Annotated in this window: 21 protein-coding genes and 1 pseudogene; 14 read left to right on the forward strand and 8 right to left on the reverse strand. The window is 68.3% G+C overall.

What is annotated here, in order from left to right:
• The first annotated feature begins 34 nt into the window (after positions 1–34).
• On the forward strand, positions 35–514 hold the full coding sequence (locus tag MFF24_RS19905) for a phenylacetaldoxime dehydratase family protein (RefSeq protein ID WP_238226677.1): 480 nt from the start codon (positions 35–37) through the stop codon (positions 512–514).
• A 10-nt stretch (positions 515–524) separates the two neighbouring features.
• On the opposite strand, the gene MFF24_RS19910 is transcribed toward MFF24_RS19905, so the two are convergent.
• From MFF24_RS19910 to MFF24_RS19920, 3 genes are all read right to left on the reverse strand, one after another.
• The gene (locus tag MFF24_RS19910) at positions 525–1,184 is read right to left on the reverse strand and encodes a DUF2155 domain-containing protein (protein ID WP_108939020.1); all 660 of its coding nucleotides are present in this window, start codon (positions 1,182–1,184) and stop codon (positions 525–527) included.
• A gap of 119 nt (positions 1,185–1,303) precedes the next feature.
• A complete protein-coding gene (locus MFF24_RS19915) occupies positions 1,304–2,401 on the reverse strand; it encodes an SMP-30/gluconolactonase/LRE family protein (protein ID WP_238226679.1) in 1,098 nt (365 codons plus the stop codon).
• A gap of 101 nt (positions 2,402–2,502) precedes the next feature.
• Entirely contained in the window at positions 2,503–2,919 is a 417-nt protein-coding gene (locus MFF24_RS19920) for an NADH:ubiquinone oxidoreductase subunit NDUFA12 (RefSeq protein WP_133091271.1), read from the reverse strand.
• A gap of 518 nt (positions 2,920–3,437) precedes the next feature.
• Here MFF24_RS19920 and MFF24_RS19925 point away from each other — a divergent pair.
• From MFF24_RS19925 to cynS, 12 genes and pseudogenes are all read left to right on the forward strand, one after another.
• Positions 3,438–7,169 carry a vitamin B12-dependent ribonucleotide reductase gene (locus MFF24_RS19925; protein WP_238226681.1) on the forward strand — a complete coding sequence of 1,244 codons (3,732 nt, stop codon included), beginning with the start codon at positions 3,438–3,440 and terminating at the stop codon, positions 7,167–7,169.
• Positions 7,170–7,570: 401 nt separating this feature from the next.
• Complete coding sequence (locus MFF24_RS29070; RefSeq protein ID WP_373322724.1) at positions 7,571–8,032, forward strand: DEAD/DEAH box helicase family protein; 462 nt, start codon at positions 7,571–7,573, stop codon at positions 8,030–8,032.
• The gene (locus tag MFF24_RS19930) at positions 7,926–9,539 is read left to right on the forward strand and encodes a sigma 54-interacting transcriptional regulator (protein WP_238226683.1); all 1,614 of its coding nucleotides are present in this window, start codon (positions 7,926–7,928) and stop codon (positions 9,537–9,539) included. The genes MFF24_RS29070 and MFF24_RS19930 overlap by 107 nt, the downstream gene beginning before the upstream one ends.
• A gap of 210 nt (positions 9,540–9,749) precedes the next feature.
• A complete protein-coding gene (locus MFF24_RS19935) occupies positions 9,750–10,301 on the forward strand; it encodes an OsmC family protein (protein WP_238226685.1) in 552 nt (183 codons plus the stop codon).
• A 59-nt stretch (positions 10,302–10,360) separates the two neighbouring features.
• Positions 10,361–11,551: an acyl-CoA dehydrogenase family protein gene (locus tag MFF24_RS19940; protein ID WP_238226687.1), complete on the forward strand. Its 1,191-nt coding sequence runs from the start codon at positions 10,361–10,363 to the stop codon at positions 11,549–11,551.
• A complete protein-coding gene (locus MFF24_RS19945) occupies positions 11,548–12,882 on the forward strand; it encodes an FAD-dependent oxidoreductase (RefSeq protein ID WP_238226688.1) in 1,335 nt (444 codons plus the stop codon). Before MFF24_RS19940 ends, MFF24_RS19945 begins: the two co-directional genes overlap by 4 nt.
• Before the next feature lie 10 nt (positions 12,883–12,892).
• A complete protein-coding gene (locus tag MFF24_RS19950) occupies positions 12,893–13,840 on the forward strand; it encodes an MBL fold metallo-hydrolase (RefSeq protein WP_238226690.1) in 948 nt (315 codons plus the stop codon).
• A gap of 4 nt (positions 13,841–13,844) precedes the next feature.
• Positions 13,845–14,606 (forward strand): sulfite exporter TauE/SafE family protein, encoded by a 762-nt coding sequence (locus tag MFF24_RS19955; protein WP_238226692.1) that lies wholly within the window; start codon positions 13,845–13,847, stop codon positions 14,604–14,606.
• Between the two features lie 164 nt (positions 14,607–14,770).
• Positions 14,771–16,133 (forward strand): annotated as a pseudogene (locus MFF24_RS19960) (CmpA/NrtA family ABC transporter substrate-binding protein).
• Positions 16,134–16,137: 4 nt separating this feature from the next.
• Positions 16,138–16,977: a nitrate ABC transporter permease gene (gene ntrB, locus MFF24_RS19965; RefSeq protein ID WP_238226694.1), complete on the forward strand. Its 840-nt coding sequence runs from the start codon at positions 16,138–16,140 to the stop codon at positions 16,975–16,977.
• Positions 16,978–16,985: 8 nt separating this feature from the next.
• The gene (locus MFF24_RS19970; RefSeq protein WP_238226696.1) at positions 16,986–17,966 is read left to right on the forward strand and encodes an ABC transporter ATP-binding protein; all 981 of its coding nucleotides are present in this window, start codon (positions 16,986–16,988) and stop codon (positions 17,964–17,966) included.
• An 87-nt stretch (positions 17,967–18,053) separates the two neighbouring features.
• Positions 18,054–18,542, forward strand: coding sequence for a cyanase (cynS, locus tag MFF24_RS19975; RefSeq protein WP_238226698.1), 489 nt, complete (start codon positions 18,054–18,056; stop codon positions 18,540–18,542).
• 201 nt (positions 18,543–18,743) lie between these two features.
• Here cynS and MFF24_RS19980 read toward each other — a convergent pair whose 3' ends face one another.
• The 5 genes from MFF24_RS19980 to MFF24_RS20000 form a co-directional block, all read right to left on the reverse strand.
• The gene (locus tag MFF24_RS19980; RefSeq protein ID WP_238226700.1) at positions 18,744–19,373 is read right to left on the reverse strand and encodes a tyrosine-type recombinase/integrase; all 630 of its coding nucleotides are present in this window, start codon (positions 19,371–19,373) and stop codon (positions 18,744–18,746) included.
• Positions 19,374–19,588: 215 nt separating this feature from the next.
• On the reverse strand, positions 19,589–20,143 hold the full coding sequence (locus MFF24_RS19985; RefSeq protein ID WP_238226702.1) for a cytochrome b: 555 nt from the start codon (positions 20,141–20,143) through the stop codon (positions 19,589–19,591).
• Positions 20,140–21,252: a catalase family peroxidase gene (locus tag MFF24_RS19990; protein WP_238226703.1), complete on the reverse strand. Its 1,113-nt coding sequence runs from the start codon at positions 21,250–21,252 to the stop codon at positions 20,140–20,142. The genes MFF24_RS19985 and MFF24_RS19990 overlap by 4 nt, the downstream gene beginning before the upstream one ends.
• A 7-nt stretch (positions 21,253–21,259) precedes the next feature.
• On the reverse strand, positions 21,260–22,027 hold the full coding sequence (locus MFF24_RS19995) for an anti-sigma factor family protein (RefSeq protein WP_238226712.1): 768 nt from the start codon (positions 22,025–22,027) through the stop codon (positions 21,260–21,262).
• Between the two features lie 2 nt (positions 22,028–22,029).
• Entirely contained in the window at positions 22,030–22,560 is a 531-nt protein-coding gene (locus tag MFF24_RS20000) for an RNA polymerase sigma factor (protein WP_238226705.1), read from the reverse strand.
• A gap of 266 nt (positions 22,561–22,826) precedes the next feature.
• Here MFF24_RS20000 and MFF24_RS20005 point away from each other — a divergent pair, with 266 nt between their 5' ends.
• Positions 22,827–23,105: a hypothetical protein gene (locus MFF24_RS20005; protein WP_238226707.1), complete on the forward strand. Its 279-nt coding sequence runs from the start codon at positions 22,827–22,829 to the stop codon at positions 23,103–23,105.
• Positions 23,106–23,405: the final 300 nt, after the last annotated feature.

The following is a 23,405-nucleotide window of genomic DNA, read 5'->3' on the forward strand; positions in this document are numbered from 1 at the left end:
ACCTATGATGACACCGTAAACATCGAGGGATGCCATGCAGGCGGCGGACGAGCAAGCGGGTGCGAGCGGTCGGCCCCGGCGAGACTCGGTCGATCTCTCGGCCTATCCCGGCCTCGTCGTGGTCTATCTCGGATTTCGGGTCGGCCGGTTGCGGGGCCTGAAGGCGCTGCTCGGCATCGGACGCGGCCTCGCGCAGGTGCAGCGGAGGATGCCGGACGGGCTGCTCGCGCACGAGAACCTCGTCTACGGCCTCAACCATATCGGCATGCGGCAATATTGGCGCGATCTGGAGAGCCTGGAGGCCTTCACCCGCTCGGACCCGCACAAGACGTGGTGGCGGGATTTCAGTCGCGATGCGTCCGGCAACGGCTTCTGGCACGAGGCCTATCGCCTCTCCGGCGGGATGGAGGCGAACTATGTCGGCATGCCCCACCCGGTCGGGCTCGGCACCTTCGCCGCCACCCGCCAGCCGCAGGGTCCGTTCATGACCTCGCGGCAGCGGCTGGCTTCGTAGGGACGACGCTCTACCGGAACAGCGCGTCGAAGAGCGATTGCGGCTCGCGCGGGGGCGGCGGGGCCGGGGCCGGGCCCTCGTTGTTCGGGAAGAACTTTCGTGACGGCTTCTGCTTGGGCTGCACCGGCACGCCGCGCGGGCCCTCGACATCGACCTGACCGTTCTGGTTGACCTGTTGAGCCGTCTTGGTCGGGTCCGCGCCCTTCTTCTTCGGCTTCTCCTGGCGGGAGGCGAGCGCGGGCACGTCCTCCTGCTCCTTCGCCTCGGCAATCACGTCGGTGCCGCCCTTACAATCGGTCAGCCACACGTCGTAGATCGGGTGCTCGATGGCGTGGAGCCCTGGGCTCGACGCGAACATCCAGCCCGTGAAGATGCGCCGGTACTTGCTGTCGAGCGTCACCTCGTCGACTTCGAGGAAGGCTGTCGTCTTCGGCGTCTCGGTGGGCGGGCGCGAGTAGCAGACCCGCGGCGTCATCTGCAGCGCGCCGAACTGCACCGTCTCGTCGATGGCGACCTCGAAGGTCACGATCCGGCCGGTGATCTTGTCGAGGCCGGAGAACACCGCGGTCGGGTTCTTGATCTTGTCGGCGGAGGCCGGCAGCGCGGACAGGATCAGCGCCAGCGTGCCGAGCGCGGACCGGCGCAGAACAGTTGCGGGGATGCGGCTCAAGGCGCCCTCTTGAGTCTGGCTCCGGCCGCTACGGCCGGCAAACGATCCGGCCGTTCCAACACCGCAAGGGTGGTCGAAAAAGGGCGAGTGGGCGAAAAAGGGCGGCCGGACCGTGTTCCCTAGTTCCGCACCGGCTTGGCGCCGATCGACATGCGGAAGATCGTGGTCGGGAAGACGATCTTCGATGTGCCGCCGTTCATGCCCCTGCTGCGGTTCATCTGCGCGGCCGGAATCCACAGGCCGCCCTCCTCGTCGATCCACATCGCATCGCCCCAGACCAGCCGCGGGTCCTGCACCAGCGTGCTCTGGCTGCCGTCGGGCGCGAACTTGAGGATACGCAGATTGTCGGTGTCGGAGGCGTAGATGTTGCCGTCCGCATCGATGGCCGTGCCGCCGGTCGAGACGGTGGCGGCGAACAGCTCCACATGCTTGGCCCGCTCCGCATCGCTGAGCCCTGCATCGTCGAGCCATCGGGTCTCGATCCGGTAGAGCGGGCCGGTGCAGGCCTGGAAGTAGAACCACTTGCCGTCCGGCGAGACTTCGAGCTGGTCGGCGTGGATCGCGATCGGCTTGTCCTTGGCGTCGAGCAGCACCTTGTTCTCGCCGGTGAGCGGACGCTGCGCCACGGTCGAGGGATGCCCGTCGAGCACGCGCCGCAGCGCGCCGTCGTCGAGGTCGAGGACGATGATGCCCGGCTGGCCGGCATCGGTCAGGTAGACCTTGCGGCCATGGAAGCGGAAATCGTCGATGAAGCTCTTGTCCGTGGTGCCCTTCTCCAGGGGGAAGACCTTGCGGACCGTGTTCGTCGCGAGGTCGATCTGCACGAGCTTCGGCCCGCCGGGCAGCGGCGCTCCGCCGAGTTCGGCCGCGCCCTTGTCGACCACCCACAGGTCACCGTTCGGGCCGATGCGGATCGCGTTGGCGCCGACGAAGGCTTTTGAGGCATCCTCGCCGGTCTTCCAGCCGTTCCAGGCGGCGTCCGGATAGGGCACGGGCTTGCCGTCGATCCACTCGCCGAGCTGGAGGCCTTTGTCCTTCTGCTGGCGCTGGAACGGCGAGAACAGCCGCCCGTCCTTCGAGCGGGTGATGCCGTTGAAGACGAGGTTTTCCGATTTCAGGACCGGCGTCAGCTCGGCCTGGGCCCCGGCATCGGCCTCCTGCGCCTGCACCGCGCTCGCGCCGAGGCACAGCAACAGGGCCAAAGTCGTCGCTCGCATCGATCGTCCCGCTCCATCTTCCGATGGAGGGACAAGGCCCGACGCGCCGATCCGTTCACCGGCAAGCCGGCGAAGCAATCAACGAGCGAGAAAAAAACCGGCTATTCGCCCGGCGTCCACGGCACGTAGTCGCCGGTGGCAGCGGGGCGCTGGCCCCAGGAGAGCTGCGAGCCCTTCGGCCGGTAGGCGGCCGCCGTGCCGGTGAGGTTCTCCTCGTGGGGCTTCTGCCACTCGCGCGGGCGGTAGTCTTCCTCGCTCGGAGCCGTGTCGCCGTTGTGGCACAGCCACGCGCGCCAGCCCGGCGGCACGCGGGAGGCGTCGGCGTAGCCGTTATAAACCACCCAGCGCCGCTCCGAGCCGACCGAACGGTCGATCAGCGGGCCTTGCGCCTTGTAGTACTTATTGCCGAGTTCGTCCGAACCGACGAACGTGCCGCTGCGCGCGGTGTAGAGCGCGAGCGACATGGTCTGCCCGTTCCACCACGTGAAGATGCGCAGCAGCGTGTCCTTGAGGGCCATGGTTCCTCCGGCAGGCAACGGGTCGGCGGGCGCCGTCGCCGCGCCGTTATGGTCGTCACGCGCGCGCGAGTCCAGCACCCCGCGGCGCTGTCGCATTTTCGGCACGCCCACCCCGCCTCGTGTGGTCGTTAACCTTATCAAATCGGCTGGTTGCGGCGCGGCTTACGGCGATGCCTGTGAATCGAAAAAATTTCCCGCGTGATTCATTCAGGCCGAAAGGCCACTTAGCGCCAGACGCCGGATATCCACAGATTTATGGCGCAGAACACAACATCTAGCGCGGAACACGGGTAGCCGGCACTAGTTATTGACGCAGATGGCCACCCGGACGTAATGTCCAGGCATCGCTTCGAACGGCTCGGCGGGGTTTCTCCAAAACCCCGTTTCCGCATGACGGACAGGCCCGCACCTCATCTGACGCGGGTCGACGAACCGGCCGAAGCCACTCCGGCTTTTCATCCATGAACCGCGGCCCGCGCCGCGGCACGGGGTCGCTTGACTCCGAGGGAGAGGGATTCATGCGGTTCGAGCGGCGCTACACCACGGCAGGCCAGTCTCCCTACGCGTCCATCGCCTTCCGCAAGGCGGTGAGTGAAATCCGCAACCCGGACGGCTCGATCGTCTTCCGGCTCGACGGCATCTCCGTGCCGGAGAGCTGGAGCCAGGTCGCCGCCGACGTTCTAGCCCAGAAGTATTTCCGCAAGGCCGGCGTCCCCGCCCGCCTGAAGAAGGTCGAGGAGAACAGCGTTCCCTCCTTCCTGTGGCGCTCGGTGCCGGACGAGGCCGCGCTCGCCGCGCTGCCCGAGGAGGAGCGCTTCGTCTCCGAGATCTCCTCGACCCAGGTGTTCGACCGGCTCGCCGGCTGTTGGACCTACTGGGGCTGGAAAGGCGGCTACTTCTCGTCGGAAGAAGACGCCTCGGCCTTCATGGACGAGCTGCGCTTCATGCTCGCCCGCCAGATGGTGGCGCCGAACTCGCCGCAATGGTTCAACACCGGCCTGCACTGGGCCTACGGCATCGACGGACCGAGCCAGGGCCATTTCTACTGCGACCCGAAGACCGGTGAGCTGACGAAGTCGGCCACGGCTTACGAGCATCCGCAGCCGCATGCCTGCTTCATCCAGTCGGTCCAGGACGACCTCGTCAACGAGGGCGGAATCATGGACCTGTGGGTGCGGGAGGCCCGCCTGTTCAAGTACGGCTCCGGCACCGGCTCGAACTTCTCGATGCTGCGCGCGGAGAACGAGAAGCTCGGCGGCGGCGGCAAGTCGTCGGGCCTGATGTCCTTCCTCAAGATCGGCGACCGGGCCGCGGGCGCGATCAAGTCCGGCGGCACGACCCGGCGCGCCGCCAAGATGGTCATCGTCGATATCGATCACCCCGACATCGAGGCCTTCATCGACTGGAAGGTGAAGGAGGAGCAGAAGGTCGCGGCCCTCGTGACGGGCTCGAAGGTCGTCTCGAAGCACCTCACCCTGGTGATGAAGGCCTGCACCCAGTGCGAGGCGGAAGGGGACGCTTGCTTTGATCCGGAGCGCAACCCGGCCCTGAAGCGCGAGATCAAGGCCGCCCGCAAGGCGATGGTGCCCGACGCCTACATCAAGCGCGTGGTGCAGTTCGCCCGCCAAGGCTTCACCAAGATCGAGTTCCCCGTCTACGACACCGACTGGGATTCCGAGGCCTACCTCACGGTGGCCGGCCAGAACTCCAACAACTCGGTCTCGCTGACCGACACGTTCCTGCGCGCCGTCGAGGCCGACGACGACTGGAGCCTCACCTCGCGCACCACCGGCAAGGTCACCAAGACCGTGAAGGCGCGCGAGCTGTGGGAGAAGATCGGTGAGGCCGCCTGGGCCTCGGCCGATCCGGGCCTGCACTTCAACACCACGATGAACGACTGGCACACCTGCCCGACCGGCGGGCGGATCCGGGCCTCGAACCCGTGCTCCGAGTACATGTTCCTCGACGACACCGCCTGTAACCTCGCCAGCGCCAACCTGCTGACGATGTACGACCGGCAGTCGAAGCACTTCGACGTGGAGGCATTCGAGCACCTCAACCGGCTCTGGACGGTGGTGCTCGAAATCTCGGTGATGATGGCGCAGTTTCCGTCGAAGGAGATCGCCGAGCTTTCCTACAAGTACCGCACCCTCGGCCTCGGCTACGCCAATATCGGCGGCCTGCTGATGACCATGGGCCTGCCCTACGACTCCGACGAGGGCCGGGCGCTCGCCGGTGCGCTCACCGCGATCATGACGGGCGTGGCCTACGCCACCTCCGCCGAGATGGCGGCCGAGCTCGGCACCTTCGAGGCCTATCCCCACAACGCCGAGCACATGCTGCGGGTGATCCGCAACCACCGGCGCGCGGCGCACGGTGAGGCCGCCGGCTACGAGGGCCTCAACGTCGCCCCCGTGCCGCTCGACCACGCCAATATCCCGCAGGCCGATATCGGCGCCCACGCGATCGCGGCCTGGGACCGCGCGCTGTCGCTCGGCGAACAGCACGGCTACCGCAACGCGCAGGCCACCGTGATCGCGCCGACCGGCACGATCGGCCTCGTGATGGATTGCGACACCACCGGCATCGAGCCCGACTTCGCCCTGGTGAAGTTCAAGAAGCTTGCCGGCGGCGGCTACTTCAAGATCATCAACCAGGCGGCGCCCGACGCCCTGCGGGCGCTGGGCTACCGCGAGGCCGAGATCGCCGAGATCGAAGCCTACGCCGTCGGCCACGGCTCGATGGGTCAGGCGCCCGCGATCAACCCCGGCTCGCTCCGCGCCAAGGGGTTCACCGACGACAAGATCGCGGCGGTGGAAGCGGGCCTGAAATCGGCCTTCGACATCAAGTTCGTGTTCAACCGTTGGACGCTCGGCGACGACTTTTTGAAGGACACCCTCAAGGTGCCCGCCGAGAAGCTGGTCGACCCGACCTTCGAGCTGCTGCCCTTCCTCGGCTTCTCGAAGAAAGACATCGAGGCCGCCAACACCCATGTCTGCGGGGCGATGACGCTGGAGGGCGCACCGTTCCTCAAGCGCGAGCACTACGCGGTGTTCGACTGCGCCAATCCCTGCGGACGCACCGGCAAGCGCTACCTCTCGGTCGAGAGCCACATCCGCATGATGGCCGCGGCGCAGCCCTTCATCTCGGGGGCGATCTCCAAGACCATCAACATGCCCAACGATGCGACGGTGGAGGATTGCAAGGCGGCCTACCTGCTGTCCTGGCGCCTCGCGCTGAAGGCCAACGCCCTCTACCGCGACGGGTCCAAGCTGTCGCAGCCCCTCAACGCCGCCCTGATCTCAGACGACGAAGATGAGGCGGAGGACGCGCTCGAGGCAATCATCCAGGCGCCGGCCGCAGCCAAGGCGGCGGCGGCGGCGGAGAAGATCGTCGAGCGGGTGATCGAGCGGGTCGAGCGCATCCGCTCGCGGGAGAAGATGCCGGACCGCCGCAAGGGCTACACCCAGAAGGCGGTCGTCGGCGGGCACAAGGTCTACCTGCGCACCGGCGAGTACGACGACGGGCGGCTGGGCGAGATCTTCATCGACATGCACAAGGAAGGCGCGACCTTCCGAAGCTTGATGAACAACTTCGCCATCGCGATCTCGCTCGGCCTCCAATACGGCGTGCCGCTGGAGGAATACGTCGAAGCCTTCACCTTCACCCGCTTCGAGCCGGCGGGCTTCGTGCAGGGCAACGACGCGATCAAGAACGCGACCTCGCTGCTCGACTACGTGTTCCGTGAGCTGGCGGTCTCGTATCTCGGCCGCACCGATCTCGCCCACGTCAACCCGGCCGAGATCGGCGGCACGGTGCTCGGCGGCGGCGAGGGCGACACCACCCGCGAGTCGGCCAAGCCCGCTCCGGCCGCCTCGGCCATCGTCTCCCGCGGCCTGCTGCGCGGCTCGGCCGACCGGCTCACCCTGATCCAGGGCGGCCCGGCGGGTGCCACGACGGGCGTCGCCGCGGCGGCCACGGGCCAGTCGGCGCCGGCCGGCGGCACGGTCCACGCGGTTCACGGCGCGACCGCCCTCAAGGCGGAGCCGCAGAGCCTCGGCAGCGTCGAGACGCTGCCCTTCGCCAAGCCGGAGCCCAAGCCTGAGCGCAGCGTCGCCGACCGGCGGGCCGAGGCGAAGATGAAGGGCTATGTCGGCGAGGCCTGCCCGGAATGCGCGAACTTCACGCTGGTCCGCAACGGCACCTGCCTGAAGTGCGACACCTGCGGTTCGACGACGGGCTGCTCCTGAACCGCGAGCCGGCTGTAGCGTGCTGTAGCCTGAGGCAAAAGATGAGCACTGTGGGGGAATAGATGGTTTTCAAGTGCCCCCTCCTGCGGATCCACAACAGGGTGCTCTTGATTATGCCGTGTTGGCCGCTTGTGCCGACGCAGGAAGTTTGCCGGTAGGCTAGGCGGGTGTGTCGTGCTGGGCGACCCAAAGTTCCGCACTCGCGAAACCTAGAGTAAATAGATGAACTGGGCGGCCGTGTCACGGCCGCCCAAATCAAGAAGAGAACAAAAGGGGCACAAAGATTTCCATCCCATCGCGGACGGGTCTGCAGGCACAGCCGTAGGCTGCCGATGCCATCGAATTCCAGCCCGTGTGGCGAGCTTTCGGGCGGCATCATTCCAAAGGAGGAACGATTACCCATGGCTGATGCCCAGGCATCCGCGGCGAGCTACTTCGTCCGGAACTATCCGGTGCTCGCGATCCCGGTCGCGACCGACGACTCATCCGGCTTCCGGGAGGCGCAACGAGCCGCCCTGTACTCGCTCGGGGCCCACTTCGCCCAGCGCAACGACTCAGCGATCGTCACGATGCCAACCGGCTCCGGCAAGACCGCTGTGCTTCAGGCATCTGCCTTTCTCCTCCGCGCACTCCGTGTCCTCGTCGTCACGCCGAGCCGGCATCCTGTTCGGCAGCGAGGGCTAGAGCTGCTTCCGATTTGCACGAGGCTTGCAGATCGGTCGGGTGCCGATCAGCGAGCCGGGGGCCTGCCGAGGAATGGATGGAACTGTCCGCAAGGCCGCGTCGAGCACGCACTGGCGCACGCAGGAGATGTTCCTCATCCAGGAGGTCATGAACCTGATCGGCAAGGGCCTGCGCCTTGATCAGGTCGCCCGCGAGATGCTGCATCTCCTGTCCGAGATCGTCGGCCTGAACCGCGGACGCATAGTCCTGAAGGACCCCGACGGCGAAGGTCACCGCATCGCCTATTCCTACGGACTGACCCGCGAGGAGGCGGCGCGCGGCCGCTACGCGCCGGGCGAGGGCATCACCGGACGCGTCATCAAGGACGGCCACCTCATCATCGTGCAGGACATCGACAAAGACCCGACCTTCCTCGGGCGCGCCGTGGCGCGGGCGCAGTTGCCCCGCGGCGCCGTCTCGTTCCTGGCGCTGCCGATCCGGGTCGATCACCGCACCGTCGGCGCCATCGCCTGCCATCGCATCCGGCACCGGGAGCGGGCGCTCTCGGACGACCTCACCATCCTGAGCATCATCGCCACCATGGTCAGCCAGTTGCTGACCCTGAACGAGCGGGTGGAGCAGAAGACGCGGGCGTTGGAGGAACACAACGACATGCTGGCGCGGGAGCTGCGCATCAAGCGCGCCCGCTACGGCATCATCGGCACCTCGCCCGCTCTGCTGCGTGCGCTGGCGCAGGTGGAGAAAGTCGCGGGCGCAACCGCGAGCGTGCTTCTGCTCGGCGAGTCCGGGACCGGCAAGGAACTCTTCGCCAGGGCGCTGCACCTCGCGAGCCCGCGGCGAGACCAACCGTTCATCAAGGTCAATTGCGCGGCGATCCCCGACAGCCTGTTCGAATCCGAGCTGTTCGGGCACGAGCGCGGCGCCTTCACCGGCGCGGTCGAGGCGCGGGCCGGCTGGTTCGAGCAGGCGAGCGGCGGCACGATCTTCCTCGACGAGATCGGTGAGATGCCGGCGATCCTCCAGACCAAGCTGCTGCGCACCCTGCAGGAGGGCACCGTCGTGCGGCTCGGCGGCAAGCGCGAGATCCGCGTGGACATGCGCCTCGTCGCCGCGACGAACCGGGACCTCGCCACGGAGGTCGCCCACGGGCGCTTCCGGGAGGATCTGTACTACCGCCTCAACGTCGTGCCGATCACCCTGCCGCCGCTGGCGGAGCGGCGCAGCGACATCCCCGATCTGGTGCTGCACTTCCTCACGCAGGCGAACCAGAGCAACCAGCGCAACGTCAACCTGACGCAAGCGGCGGTCGCCCATCTCGCCCGCCAGCCCTGGCGTGGCAACATCCGCCAGCTCGCCAATTTCATCGAACGGCTGGTGCTGCTGGCGAGCGAGGGCGTCCTCGACGTCGACGACGTGCGGCCGATGCTCGAAGGTGCTCTCGCCGCAACGCCGACCGCACTCGCGGCAGTCCCGTATCCGGCTTCGCTCGCGACGCCGGAGCGCGCTGCGGCGCTGCAGGCGTTCGGCGCCGTGCGGCCCTACCTGCCCGCCGACTCGCACGGGCACGCGGAGCTGCACATGGCCCTGACCCAGGCCGGCGGCAACAAGACCCGCGCGGCGCAGCGGCTCGGGCTGACCGAGCGCCAGTTTTCTTATCGTTGGCGCAAGCTCCAACCCACGGCGTGACGGGGCCGACCAAACCCGACAATGTCGACAAAGTATCGACATTTGCCAACGTAATGTCACGAGAACGCGAGCGAGGTTTCCGCTCAAATCATTGATATTACTTGTATTTGCAAAATAACCCTGTCCTCGCCCGGTTTGGCACCCACCTTGCGCAACTGCCTCCGAGCCGGCCTCGATCCATCGGGGGCCTGAGCCGAACAGGAGTTGCCGATGAGCGCGAGCGCCGCCCCCACCACCGTCACCGCCTACCTGCGCCCGATCGATCGGGACGGCCTGATGCAGTTCGCCGAGAAGGGCCGCTGCAATCCCGGCTCGCGCGGCACCAACAAGGTGCACACCGTCGTCGAGGGGCAGTACCGCACCCTCAGCTATGTCGGCGACCATCAGCCGGTCGTGGTCGACGAGCCGCTCCACCTCTTCGGCGAGAACACGGCCCCGGCGCCGGGCGAGATCGTGCTCTCGGCGCTCGGCGGCTGCCTCGCCGTCGGCATCACCGCCGTCGCCACGTGGAAGCAGGTGCGCCTGTCGCGCCTCGAACTGCATCTGGAGGGCGATATCGGCAACCCGGCCGCCTGGGGGGCCGGCGGCGCCGAGAAGCTCCCCGCCGACATGGGCTTTCAGGAGATCCGGGTCGCCGTGACCATTGAGGGCGATGCGAGTCGCGAGGAGCTCGACGCCATCGTGCAGCACGCCAACGTCTTCTCGCCGGTGGCTAACTCCATGCGCAACCCGATCCCCTTCAAGATCGGCCTCGCCGCCTGACACCCACGGCGGGACCGAGCGTGTCCCGCCGCCCTTCCCACCTTCGCGGAGATTGCACGATGCCGAGCGCCCTCGCTCTCCGGCCGGCGGACGATCATGCCCCGGCTGCGCCGCCTGCCGCGCGGAACCGTCCCAACTGGACCGACGCCGCCGTCCTCGCTGCCACCAGGGCCATCGCCGAAGGCCCCTTGAGCGCGGCGGCGGCGGAGATCGACCGCGGCGCCTATCCGCTCGACATCCTGGGCCGGCTCGGAGCGACCGGCGCGCTCGGCGTCCATCTCGACCGGCACGGCGCCCGCCTCGGCCTGTCGATCGCCGCCATGCAGGCCGCGAGCCGGGCCTGCGGTGCCACCGGCTTCCTGATGTGGTGCCACGACGTCTGCGGCCTCTACCTGGAGCAGTCAGGCAACCCGGCGCTCTCCGGCGCGGTGCTCGATGCCCACGCGGCGGGCCGCACCTTCGGCGGCACCGCACTCTCCAACCCCATGAAAGCGTTCGCCGGGATCGAGCCGATCCTGCTGCGCGCCCGCCGCGTCCCCGGCGGCTACCGGGTGACCGGCATGCTGCCCTGGGTCAGCCATATCGGGCCGGGCCAGTATTGCGGCGCTATCGCGGGCGTGATCGGAGCCGGCGACACGATCAGCCACGAAATCATGTTCCTGCTGGCCTGCGACCGCGCCGAGCTGCGGCCCTGTCCGCATTTCTCCGGCATGGAGGGCACCAGCACCTGGGGCGTGCGGGTGGACGACCTCTTCGTCGGGCAGGATGAGGTCATCGCCGATCCAGCCCGCCCCTTCATCGGCCGCATCCGCGGCGCCTTCATCCTGCTCCAGTGCGGCATAGGCCTCGGCGTCGCCGAGGGCAGCCTCGATGCCATGCTGGCGGTCGAGGAGACTCTGGGCCACGTCAACCAGTTCCTCGACGACCGCCCGGACACCATCGCGGCCGAACTCGCCGACTTGCGCGCCCGCGTGATGCGGCTCGCCGAGACGCCCTATGACGGCGCAACCGACTACCTGATCGACGTTCTCGACGCTCGCGCGCAAGTGTCCGAACTGGCGCTTCGCGCCTCGCAATCGGCGCTGTTGCATCAGGGCGCGCGGGGCTACCTGATGTCGGCTGCACCCCAACGCCGCATCCGCGAGGCGCATTTCGTCGCCATCGTCACGCCCGCGATCAAGCATCTGCGCTGGGAGATGGCGCGGCTTTCGCGGGAGACGCTTCCCACCGCCGAGGGAGGCCGGGCATGACCGCGCCGGAGCCGGCCGACGGCCTCGGCCCCTGGCAGCAATTCCTCTGCCGGGCCTGCGGCCTGATCTACGACGAAGGCGAGGGCGATCCCGATAGCGGCCTGCGCCCCGGCACGCGCTTCGCCGACATCCCGGAGGATTGGGCCTGCCCGATCTGCGGCGTCACCAAAGCGGATTTCGAGCCGTATGTCAGGCGCGCGCAAGCCGCGCCGACGCCGGTCTCCGTCGCGCCGCAGCGGCGGCCCGGTGTGGTGATCGTCGGCGGCGGCGTCAGCGGGTGGAGCGTCGCCGAGGCGATCCGGGCCGAGGATGCGTGCGTGCCGATCACCCTGGTGACGGCCTGCGACGGCGGCCTCTACAACAAGCCCGAACTGTCGGTCGCCCTCGGGCGCGGCCTGAGCCCGGAGGTTCTTCGACGCGAGGCCGGCGCCGCGGCGGCGGCGCGCCTGGGCCTGCGCCTGATGGCCGAGACGGTCGCGGTCGGCCTCTCGCCGGACCGCTATTCCCTGCGCACCACCCGCGGAACCCTTCCCTACACCCATCTCGTCCTCGCCCACGGCGCCCGCCCGGCACTGCCGGCGAGCCTCGACCCGACCCTGTGTTGGCGGGTGAACGACCTCGCCGCGTGGTCTTCGCTCCACGCCGAACTGGCGCGCGGGCCGCGCACCGTCGCGGTAGTCGGCGCCGGGATGGTTGGCTGCGAGTTGGCCGAGGATCTGGCACGGGCCGGCCACGCGGTCACCTTGGTCGGCGCCGAGGCGCTGCCGCTGCCCGAACTCCTGCCCGACCAGGCCGGACGGCGCCTGCTGGCGGGCCTCGAAGGGCTCGGCGTCCGTTACCGGGGCAACAGCCTCGTCGACGGCCTGAATCGTGGGCCCGACGGTACGATCGCGCTGGCGCTGACCGATGGCACACGCCTCGCAGCCGCGACCGTGATCGCCGCGACCGGCCTCGCCACGCCCTCCCGCCTCGTGCGGAGCGCAGGCCTCGCCTTCGAGCGCGGCATCGTCGTCGATCCGTCCACCTTGCGCACCAGCGGACCGGACATCTTCGCCCTCGGCGACTGCATCAGCATCGGCGGGCAGCCCTGCCGCTTCATCGAGCCGGTCGCCCGCCAAGCCGCGACCATCGCGGGCACGATCCTGGGCCGGGAACCGCCGGGCTACGCGCACACCGCCCCGGTCATCCGCCTGAAGACCCGCTCGGCCCCAATCGTCCTGCACGGCACGCCCGTCGTCGGGGCGCCCTGGCACGTCGTCGAGGACAGCGAGCACCGGCTCGCAATGGAGCAGCGGCAGGGCGACGCCGTCACCGCCTGGCTCGCGGCCTGAGGAGACGACGATGACCCCTCCGACCCTCGCCGACGCCGCGCTGGACCGGGCGCGGACACACATCACCGCGAGCCTCTCGGGGCAAGCCCCGCGCCCGATCGTCCACGGCTTCTTCGACGAGCCGACCCATACCGCGACCTTCGTGGTCCATGATCCCGAAAGCCGCGAGGCGGCGGTGATCGACTCCGTGCTCGGTTTCGATCCAGCGGCGGGCACCCTGTTCTACGCGGCGGCCGACCGGGTCATCGACTATGTCCGCTCCGAAAACCTGACGGTGGCGTGGATCCTGGAGACCCATGTTCACGCCGACCACCTCTCGGCCGCGCCCTACCTTCAGGGCAAGCTCGGCGGGCGCCTCGCGATCGGCAGCGGCATCGTCGAGGTCCAGAAGACCTTCGGCAAGCTCTTCAACGCGGGCACCGAATTCGCCCGCGCCGGCACCGAGTTCGACTGCCTGTTCGAGGACGGCAACCGCTTCACCTTGGGCGGGATCGAGGCCGTCGTCCTCCACGTGCCGGGCCATACCCCGGCCGACCTCGCCTACGTCATTGGCGACGCTGCCTTCGTCGGCGACACCCTGTTCATGCCGGATTACGGCACGGCGCGGGCCGACTTCCCCGGCGGCGACGCCCGCCTTCTGTTCCGCTCGATCCGGCGCCTGCTGTCGCTGCCCGACCCGACGCGGCTCTTCCTCTGCCACGACTACAAGGCACCCGGCCGCGACAGCTTCGCCTACGAGACCACGGTCGCGGCCCAGCGCAGGGGCAACGTCCACGTCCGCGACGGAACCGCCGAGGATCAGTTCGTGGCGATGCGCGAGGCCCGCGACCGGACCCTCACGGCGCCGCGGCTGATCATGCCGTCGATCCAGGTGAACATTCGCGGCGGCCGCCTGCCGGAGCCGGAGGAGAACGGCACGCGCTACCTGAAAATCCCGCTGACGACGGGCCGGAGCTGAGCCGATGCTCGACCCCGTCCAATACGCGCTCGGGGCAACCTCGGGTTCGGTCGTCGGGCTGATCCTGGGGCTCGCCGGCGGTGGCGGCTCGATCCTCGCGATCCCGATGCTGATCCACGTCGTCGGGCTCAGGAACGTCCACGTCGCAGTCGGGACCGGCGCCTTCGCAGTCGCAGCCTGCTCGCTGGTCAACCTCGTTGGCCACCTGCGGGCGGCACGGGTGCCGTGGCGCGCCGCCGGATGGTTCGGCCTCGCCGGCATCCTCACGGCCCTTCTCGGCGCCGGTCTCGGCAAGCAGTTCGACGGGCCCCGGCTGCAGGCCTTGTTCGCACTGGTCATGCTCGCGGCGGCGGCCATGATGGTCCGGCGGCGGTTCCGGCCCGCCGCGGAGCCCGACGCGGCCCGGGAGAGCGTGCCGAAGCTCGTCGGCTTCGGCGGGGCCGCGGGGCTGATGTCCGGCTTCTTCGGCATCGGCGGCGGTTTCCTCGTCGTGCCGGGACTCGTCGCCGCGACCGGGATGCCGCTCGTCAGCGCGATCGGCTGTTCGCTCGTGGTGATCACAGCCTTCGGTCTCACCACCGGCCTCAGCTACGCCCTATCACAGCTCGTGGATTGGCCCCTCGTCCTCGCCTTCGTGGTCGGGGGAACGGGGGGCGGCCTTGCCGGCCTGCGGCTGCGCTCCGCCTGCGCCGCCCGCAAGGGCCTGCTCGACACCGTGCTGGCGACGCTCATCGCCGGCGCCGGCCTCATCATGCTGGTGCGCTGAGCCAGGCGACAATGTCGACAATCGGTCGACATTGTCGAAGGCACGCGATCCGGCCGCCCAACCCTGAACGCGGTAACCCTCTGATTGAGCAGCTGAAATAAAAAAACCCCGACGCTTGGCGCGAGTGTTGCTGACGAAGTTCACCTGCCCTGCCGGAGAACGAGATGGCCCCCTTCGAAAATCCCTTTGACGCCAAACGCCGCTTCTCCCGCGGCGGCTGCTCCTGCGGGGCGCATGACAGCCAGGCCGCGCACGAGGCGGCGCTGCCGACGGGAGACGCCGCGATCGAGCAGACCGTCGAGATCACGATGATGCGGGCCCTTGTTTCCGCATCAGGCAGAGCGCCGCGCCTTCCTGCGCAGCGTCGGCCTCGCGACGGCGGCGGCGGCTGTGAGCCAGTTCCTGCCGACGAAATTCGTGGCAGAGGCCTTCGCCGAAGCGGGCAAGCCGGAGAAGACCGACCTCAGGATCGGCTTCATCCCGATCACCTGCGCCACGCCGATCATCATGGCCAAGCCCATGGGCTTCTATGAAAAGCAGGGCCTCAACGTCGATGTCGTGAAGACCGCCGGATGGGCGGTCGTGCGCGACAAGACCCTGAACAAGGAATACGACGCCGCCCACATGCTGGCACCGATGCCGCTCGCCATCACGATGGGGCTCGGATCGAACCCCGTTCCGTTCGCCGTGCCGGCGATCGAGAACGTCAATGGGCAGGCAATCTGCCTCGCGAATAAGCACAAAGACAATCGCGATCCGAAGAATTGGAAAGGCTTCAAGCTCGCGATTCCGTTCGATTACTCAAACCACAACTACTTGTTGTGCTACTACCTCGCTGAGCACGGTATCGACCCCGATACCGACGTGCAGCTCCGCTCGGTGCCGCCGCCCGAGATGGTCGCGAACCTGCGTGCCGACAACATCGACGGCTTCCTTGCGCCCGACAACGTTGTCCAACGCGCGGTCTACGACGGCGTTGGCTTCATCCACATCCTGTCGAAGGAGATCTGGGACGGGCATCCCTGCTGCTCCTTCTCGGTGGCGCAGGACACGATCCGTGAAATGCCGAACGCGACGGCCGCGATGCTGCGCGCCATCCTCCAGGCGACCGCCTACGCCTCGAAGGCGGAGAACCGCAAGGAGATCGCCGCCGCCATTGCGCCCGCGAACTACCTCAACCAGCCGCTCACCGTGGTGGAGCAGGTCCTCACTGGCACCTATGCCGATGGGCTCGGCAGCGTGAAGAAGGATCCGAAGAGGGTCGCCTTCGACCCCTTCCCCTACGAGAGCTTCGCGATCTGGACGCTGACTCAGATGAAGCGCTGGGGCCAGATCAAGGGCGATGTCGACTACGCGGCGGTGGCAAAACAGGTCTACCGCGCCACCGACGCCGCCAAGCTGATGCAGCAGGACGGACTGACCCCGCCGGAGGCCACCACCAAGACCTTCGTGGTCATGGGCAAGACCTTCGATCCGGCCAAGCCCGAGGAATACCTCGACTCCTTCAAGATCAAGCGTGCGAGCTAAAGCCATGCAACGCACTCTCTCGCTGCGCGCCGGCGTCCTCTCCCTCTCGCTTCTCGCGCTGATCCTGCTCGGCTGGCAGATCGCGGTCAGCGGCACCGCCAGTACCGAGGCCATGGACCCGGAATACGCTGCCCTGATGGGCCAGGCGGCCACCACGGGCAAGTCGGCCATGCCCGGCCCGCTGGATGTTGGGGCGACGATCTGGAAGCACCTGAAAGATCCGTTCTACGACCGCGGCCCCAACGACAAGGGCATCGGGATCCAGCTTGCCTATTCGATCGGCCGCGTGGCGCTCGGCTACGGCCTCGCGGTGCTGGTGGCGATCCCGGTCGGCTTCCTCATCGGCATGTCGCCGCTGATGAGCCGGGCGCTCGACCCGTTTATCCAAATCCTGAAGCCCGTCTCACCCCTCGCCTGGATGCCGCTCGCCCTCTACACGATCAAGGATTCGAGCCTTTCTGCGATCTTCGTGATCTTCATCTGCTCGATCTGGCCGATGCTGATCAACACAGTCTTTGGCGTCGCGGGCACGCGCAAGGAATGGCTCAACGTCGCCAGAACCCTGGAGGTGAGCCCGATCCGGCGCGCCTTCACGGTGATCCTGCCGGCAGCGGCCCCGACGATCCTCACCGGCATGCGCATCTCGATCGGCATCGCGTGGCTTGTGATCGTGGCGGCCGAGATGCTCGTGGGGGGCACCGGCATCGGCTACTTCGTCTGGAACGAGTGGAACAACCTCTCGATCACTAATGTGATCACCTCGATCCTGGTGATCGGCCTCGTCGGCATGGTCCTCGACCAGCTCCTGGCGCGTGCGCAGCGCCTCGTCACCTTCCCGGAGTGAAGCGACCCATGAGCACTCTTCTTCCGTTCGCGCGGCGCGCCCGCCGCTCCGCTTCCGAAACGGTTGATGCCGGGACCAGCCGCATGTCGACATCTGAAAAATTCATCTCCATTGAGGGGATCGCCCGGCGCTACCCGGCGTCGGGCGGCAAGACCACCACGATCTTCGAGAACCTGTGGCTGCCGATGCGCCGCGGCGAGTTCGTGTGCATGATCGGCCATTCCGGCTGCGGCAAGACCACGGTGCTCAACATCCTCGCCGGGCTCGATGCGCCGAGCGAGGGCGTCGTCATCGTCGACGGGCAGGGCATCACCGGCACGAGCCTCGACCGCGCCGTCATCTTCCAGGGCCACGCCCTGCTGCCCTGGCGCAGCGTGCTCGGCAACGTCGCCTACGCAGTGTCTTCGCGCTGGCGGAAGGCGAAGCGCGCCGAGATCGAGGCGCGCGCCCGCAAGGCAATCGCCACGGTGGGACTGGCCGGCTCGGAGCACAAGCGTCCGTCGGAATTGTCGGGCGGCATGAAGCAGCGTGTCGGCATCGCCCGGGCGCTGGCCATCGAGCCGAAAATCCTGCTGATGGACGAGCCGTTCTCGGCGCTCGACGCACTAACCCGCGGCACGCTGCAGGACGAGGTGCGCCGGATCTGCGTCGAGACCGGGCAGACGGTCTTCATGATCACCCACGACGTCGACGAGGCGATCTATCTCGCCGACCGGATCGTGCTGATGACCAACGGGCCGGAGGCGAAGGTCGCCGAGATCGTCGAGAACCCGCTGCCCAAGGACCGCGACCGCACGCAGCTCCACCACGCGCCGGGCTACTACGCCCTGCGCAACCACCTGATCGACTTCCTCGTGACCCGCTCCCGTACCCTGCGGGACGCGATGCCCGACGGCTACGACCCCCGCCATCCGCCGGTGGTGCGCCCCTCCCTCAGCGAGGCGGACGCCGCCGCCATCGCCATCGATCCCCCGGCCCGCCGGGCCTGAGCCCGCCGCCTCCAGATCACCGCCTCAACCTCGATTCCGCTCGGTAGCGGGCAAGTTCCCGATGCCCACATCCAAGGAGACGCCCCGATGAAGCGCGAAGACCTCACCGAGAAGCTTCTCGACATCAAGCGCGAGAAGGGCTGGACTTGGAAGTACATCCAGGACGAGATCGGCGGCATCTCGCCGATCCTCATCACCGCGGCCTGCATGGGCCAGATGAAGCTACCCAAGGCTCAAGCGGCAAAGGCCGCCGAACTATTTGGGCTGTCCGAGGCCGAGGAGCGGATGCTCAACGAGGCGCCCTATCGCGGCTCGATCCCGCAAATGCCCCCGACCGACCCGCTGATCTACCGCTTCTACGAGTTGGTGATGGTCTACGGCACGACGTGGAAGGAGCTGATCCAGGAGGAGTTCGGCGACGGCATCATGTCGGCGATCGATTTCAACATGACCATGGAGCGCGAGCCCAACAACAAGGGCGACCGGGTGAAGCTCGCCATGTCGGGCAAGTTCCTGCCCTACAAGTACTACGGCAACGACGAGGGCGTGCCGGATTACGGCTTCAAGGAGGCCTAAGCCTCGACGAACGCCCGGTCCTCGACGCGGAGAGCCGAACGCGGCCGAACTGCCTCCGGCTCTACCCTGCGGTATACGCTGCTGCCGTCAATGGGATGGTCTGGAAGCGGACACGCTGACGGTCTGCTTTGGGTCATTCGGCAACCCGGGGGGCGACCATCCTGCTGGCACGCCGCGGCCCTTTCGACCGCGGCGTCCGGTTTAGATCTCGGTCTGCTCCGAGAGGATCAGCGCGTCGTCAACCTCAATGCCGAGGTAGCGTACCGTGCTCTCCAGCTTGGTATGGCCAAGGAGCAGCTGGCAGGCTCGGATATTGCCGGTTCGCTTGTACACCAGCGCGACCTTCGTTCGGCGCAGGCTGTGCGTGCCGAACGCTGAAGGGTCCAGGCCGATCAGGGCAACCCAGCGGTCCACCAGCCGACTGTAGTGACGCGTAGTGAGATGCTCTCCGAGTCGACTCCGGCTCGGAAACAGCCAGTCGCCGGCTTTCAACCTGCGCGCAGTCAACCAAGCCGCGAGAGCCTCGCGCGTTGGTTCGGTGATCTCGAACGGAACTGGCCTGTCGGTCTTGCGCTGGCAGACGGTCGCTCGAAAGCGCACGGCGTCGCCCAAGTGGATGTCGCTCACGCGCAGGCCGACGAGATCACACCCGCGCAGCTTGCTGTCGACAGCAAGGTTGAACAGGGCAAGATCTCGTGTGCGGTCGGCGAGCTGGAGGCGCGTGCGAAGGGCCCAGATGTGCTTCGGCCTCAGCGGCGGTTTAGGGCCGACGATACGGCCGCGGTTCCAGGGAACACGTGTGCTGGTGGGAACGGTAATGACTTCGGCCATGACAGGCTCCTGGGTTGAGGAGCGCGTCATGAGGAACCCGATGCTGCCGCTGAGCCCAATGTCGAATGACGGCTCTCAGCAACACAAGCCGGCATTGGCACCAGCGGGCCTTGATCGCTGCTCCCGGACCCGATCCGGACTTTCGGTGGCAGCACCTCGAATGCTCGCTCGTTGCACAACAGCCGAAGGAATGGGGGCCTCTCAGAGGCCGCCGCTCATAAATTCTCAGCCGAGCGCTGCGACCGCCAAGACGCCATGCTGCTGAAGACACTATCCTGGCGGATTAGCCCATGCAGCAGGGCCGCCCCGAGATGCGCCAGGATCAGGCCGAACAGCCCGTAGGCCAGGACGGTGTGGAGTTCGCGCAGCCGCGCATAGAGCATCGGGTCCTGCGGCAGGATCGACGGCAGCACCAGCGGCCCAATTACCGCGACGGGGATGCGCGCCGCCGACAGCATCGCCCAGCCGACGAGCGGCATGGCCAGCATCAGCCCGTAGAGGGCGACGTGCAAGGCCTGCGCGGCCCGCCGCTGCCACGGGGGCAGGTCAACCGGCAGGGGCGGCGGGGGGCGACGCCAGCGGTTGGCGAGCCGCAGGATCGCCAGAAGCAGGATCGCGAGGCCGAGCGGGCGATGCAGTGCGACCAGCGTACCGTAGTCGGCCAGCGAGCCCACCATCGCGACGCCGATGAACAGCATGGCCAGGATCAGCACCGCCATGCTCCAGTGCAGCAGGCGGGCCGGAAGGTTGAAGCGGGTGGGGTGCGTCACCGGGCGTCTCCTCGGTCGGCCGTTGCGGCCACGGCGCTGGGGCGCGTCGCCTCGCCCGCCCGGCGGGCGAAGGAGCGGGCATAGGCGGCCGAGCGGGCGCTCAGCAGCGGGTCGTCGGACGGGGCGATGCCGTCCGGCAGGACGAGCGGGTCGAAGTTGACGTCCCGGCAATTGCCGGCCTCCTCGGGCGTCGCGCCGGTGAGGGTCAGAGTGCCCACGTCCAGGCTCTCGCGGTCGGCAGGCCAAGGCAGGGTCGCATCGGCGGTAGCATCCCCCGACTGCCCGATCGTGACGACGAGATGCCAGCTCCGCGGCTCCTGGCGAAGCTGGGCGATGAGGTCGTCGAACAGATAGTTCTTGTCCGTCCGCGCGGCTTGGCTCGCGCTCTCCTGCATCGCCGGCCGCTCGGGGATAAGGGCCCAGCGGACCGGTGTGGCGCGGCCGTCGGCGGCCACGAACCGGAAGGCGTTCAGGCTGCGGAAGGTGCTGTCGGCGAAGCCCGCGGTGATCGTGCGGGCCTTGATCAGGCCTGCGGCCTTCGCACTCTCCGGATATGCTGCGAAGAAGGCCTTCATGCGATCCGGGTCGGGCTTGCCGGTGGCCGGGTCGGGCTTGCCCGCAAGCAGCTGCTCGTAGAACGCCTCGGGCGTGCGCACGGGGAAGACCGGGAGGGCGTTCATGCCCGTGCGCCACTCCTCCCGGTTCGGCAGCCGGAACCGCAGAGCGAGGCTGCGCACGGTCGTCGCGGCATCCGCCGCGTAGGGTTGCCCGCCCGCGAGCGCGACCCGTCCCTCGACCGGCGTCGTACGGCCCGCTGCGAACACGCCCGCCTTCGAGAGGGCGGCGCCCGCGCCGTTGCCGGCGAATTCACCCGCGACGCACAGGCCCTTTGCGTGGTTGCGCCGGAAGCCCGGATGCGGGCCGTTCACCCGCTCGAAGCGATCGACGATGCGGGCCGGGGTCAGCGCGGCCGGCGACAGCCAGCCGCCCGCGGCGGCGAAGGCGCCGGCCGTGCCGGCGAGCAGTGCCCCGATGGCGGAGCATCGCAGCATCAAGGCGCGCGGGGGCATTCCGGGAGGAGCCCCGGTCAGGCGGTGCAGCAGGGTCATGGAGGCCTCAGGTGTTCGTCGCGGTCGTGCGGCGGACCTCGTTGGCGAGCGGGTGCAGGATTGCGGGATCGCTCGCGCCGACGAGGCTGTAGCCGAGCCCGTCCTGGGCCCAGGCGTAGCCGGTGGCCGACCCCGTCCGGTGCTCGCGCATCGGTGCGTCGCCCGACTGAGCCATGGGCCGCATCAGCATGACAAGCCGTGTGCCGCGCGGGTCGTCGTACATCAGCAGGCCCGCCGGGCCGTGCGGCGTGGCGACGAGGCGCCCGCCCATCAGCCGGTAGCCGGAGGTGCTCAGATCCGGTACCCCGACGCGGCGGTCGAGCCGGGCGGAGAACCAGCGGGCGAGTTCGTCACTGTTGCTCGCCGCGAGTTCGACCGGGCGCAGGCGGTCGGGGGCGTAGACGGCGTAGTTCGCGCTCGCCTCCTGGGCCAGGGCATCGACGCCGGTCATCGGCGCCGACAGCGTGCCGCGAAGGCCCCAGCCACCGATCCCGCCGAGCGCCAGCAGCACGGCCGCGGCCGCCGCCTGCCAAGCCGGCAGACGCGGGCGCCGTCGCGCCTCGACGAGGTGGGCGAGGGTGAGCCGGGCCGGGACCGGCTCGGCGGCCACCGGCGCGAAGGCGTCGCGCAAGGCGTCGCCGAGCCCGCGCATGCGCTCGACGCGCCGGCCGAGATGGGGATGGCGGACGAGGTAGGCCTCGACCTCAACCCGGCGCGCCGCCTCCAGGCGGTCGTCGATGAGGGCCTGGATGTCGTCCTCGGTGATCGGGCGCACGGTCACTTCACCCTCCTGAGCAGCGGACGCCCGGCGGGGGCGGATGCGCGCTCCCCGTCCACGAGCTGGATCATGCGGTCGCGGGCCCGCGCCAGACGCGACATCACCGTCCCGATCGGGATGGCGAGCACCTGGGCCGCCTCGGCGTAGGACAGCCCCTCGACGCTCACGAGCAGCAGCACCCCGCGCTGCTCCTCGGGCAGTGTATCGAGCGCCGCCGTCAGGTCGCGCTGGAGCAGACCCTCGTGCTGGTTCGGTGCGACCGCGAGGATCGCCTCTGGCGCATCCTCGACGGGCAGGGACGCGCCGCGGCGGGCGCGCTGGCGCATCTGGCTCACGGCGAGATTGTGGAGGATGGCGTAGAGCCACGTGCGCACGTCGCCGTCCGCCCGGCGCTGAGGCCAACGGCCGATGGCGCGCTCCAGGCAGTCCTGCACGAGGTCGTCGGCATCGCTCGGGTTGCGCAGGAGCGCGCGGGCATAGCGACGAAGGGCCGGGATGAGCGGCTCGATGAGGCGGACCATATCGCTCACGGCCAGTCTCCCGACATGCGCGGACTTTTCCTGTGCCGAGTCGCCCGCGGCAGGAGCGCCCGACGACGGCATGGGAGCAGAGACGCCGTTTCCCGACGTTTATTCCAAGCCCTTCCCGATTTTTCTTCGTCGCACCGCATGCCCGGCGCGGAACGATGAAGCCGCAATTTTTCGAACTGCATCCGGAATAACTCGCGAAAATTGACGTCTGTCAGGTCGTCGCCGGGCCGAGCGAAGTGTTCGGCAGGCAATTCGAGGAGCCTGACATGTCCAGCATCAAGCACAACGCGCTCGTCCTGTTCGCCGCCCTCGGTGTCCTGGCCAGCGCCGGCGCCGAGGCGAAGGCCGTCGCGCCGGAACGGGCCTGTTCGGGCCTCTGCATCTCCGCGCTCGCCTCCGCCTGGACGGCCGGCGCGGTGCCGCGCAACGACTTCTTCGAGACCGACGCCGACTCGGCCAACGCCAACAACCCGGCCCTGCCGCCCTACGCCCGCGGCCGGGGACAGGAGACAGGCGGGCCCGCCCGGGAACTGATCCCAAATTAAGAGAAGCGCGCTCGCCTGCGTCGACCCGTCAAACTCGCTGCTCACCTCGGCGGTGGAACGACTGCTGGGGGTGTTAGCTTCTGACGCCGGAAAGACAGCGTCAGGAACCGAATATCTGCCCTTGGCCGTCGATCCGAATCTGGCGTTAGGCAAGAAGCCGTCGTTCAGCGGGCAGATACTGAACGACGGCTTCCCACCGAGACTGTGTGAGAACGCGTTTTGGTCGATCGGTGCGGGGCGGAGATGGTGCGCGAGGTGCGGCGTGCTCTCACGCCCGGAGGGTCGTGAGGAGCGGTTCAA

Origin of the sequence: Methylorubrum aminovorans (genome assembly GCF_022179725.1) — a bacterium.
GTDB lineage: Bacteria > Pseudomonadota > Alphaproteobacteria > Rhizobiales > Beijerinckiaceae > Methylobacterium > Methylobacterium aminovorans.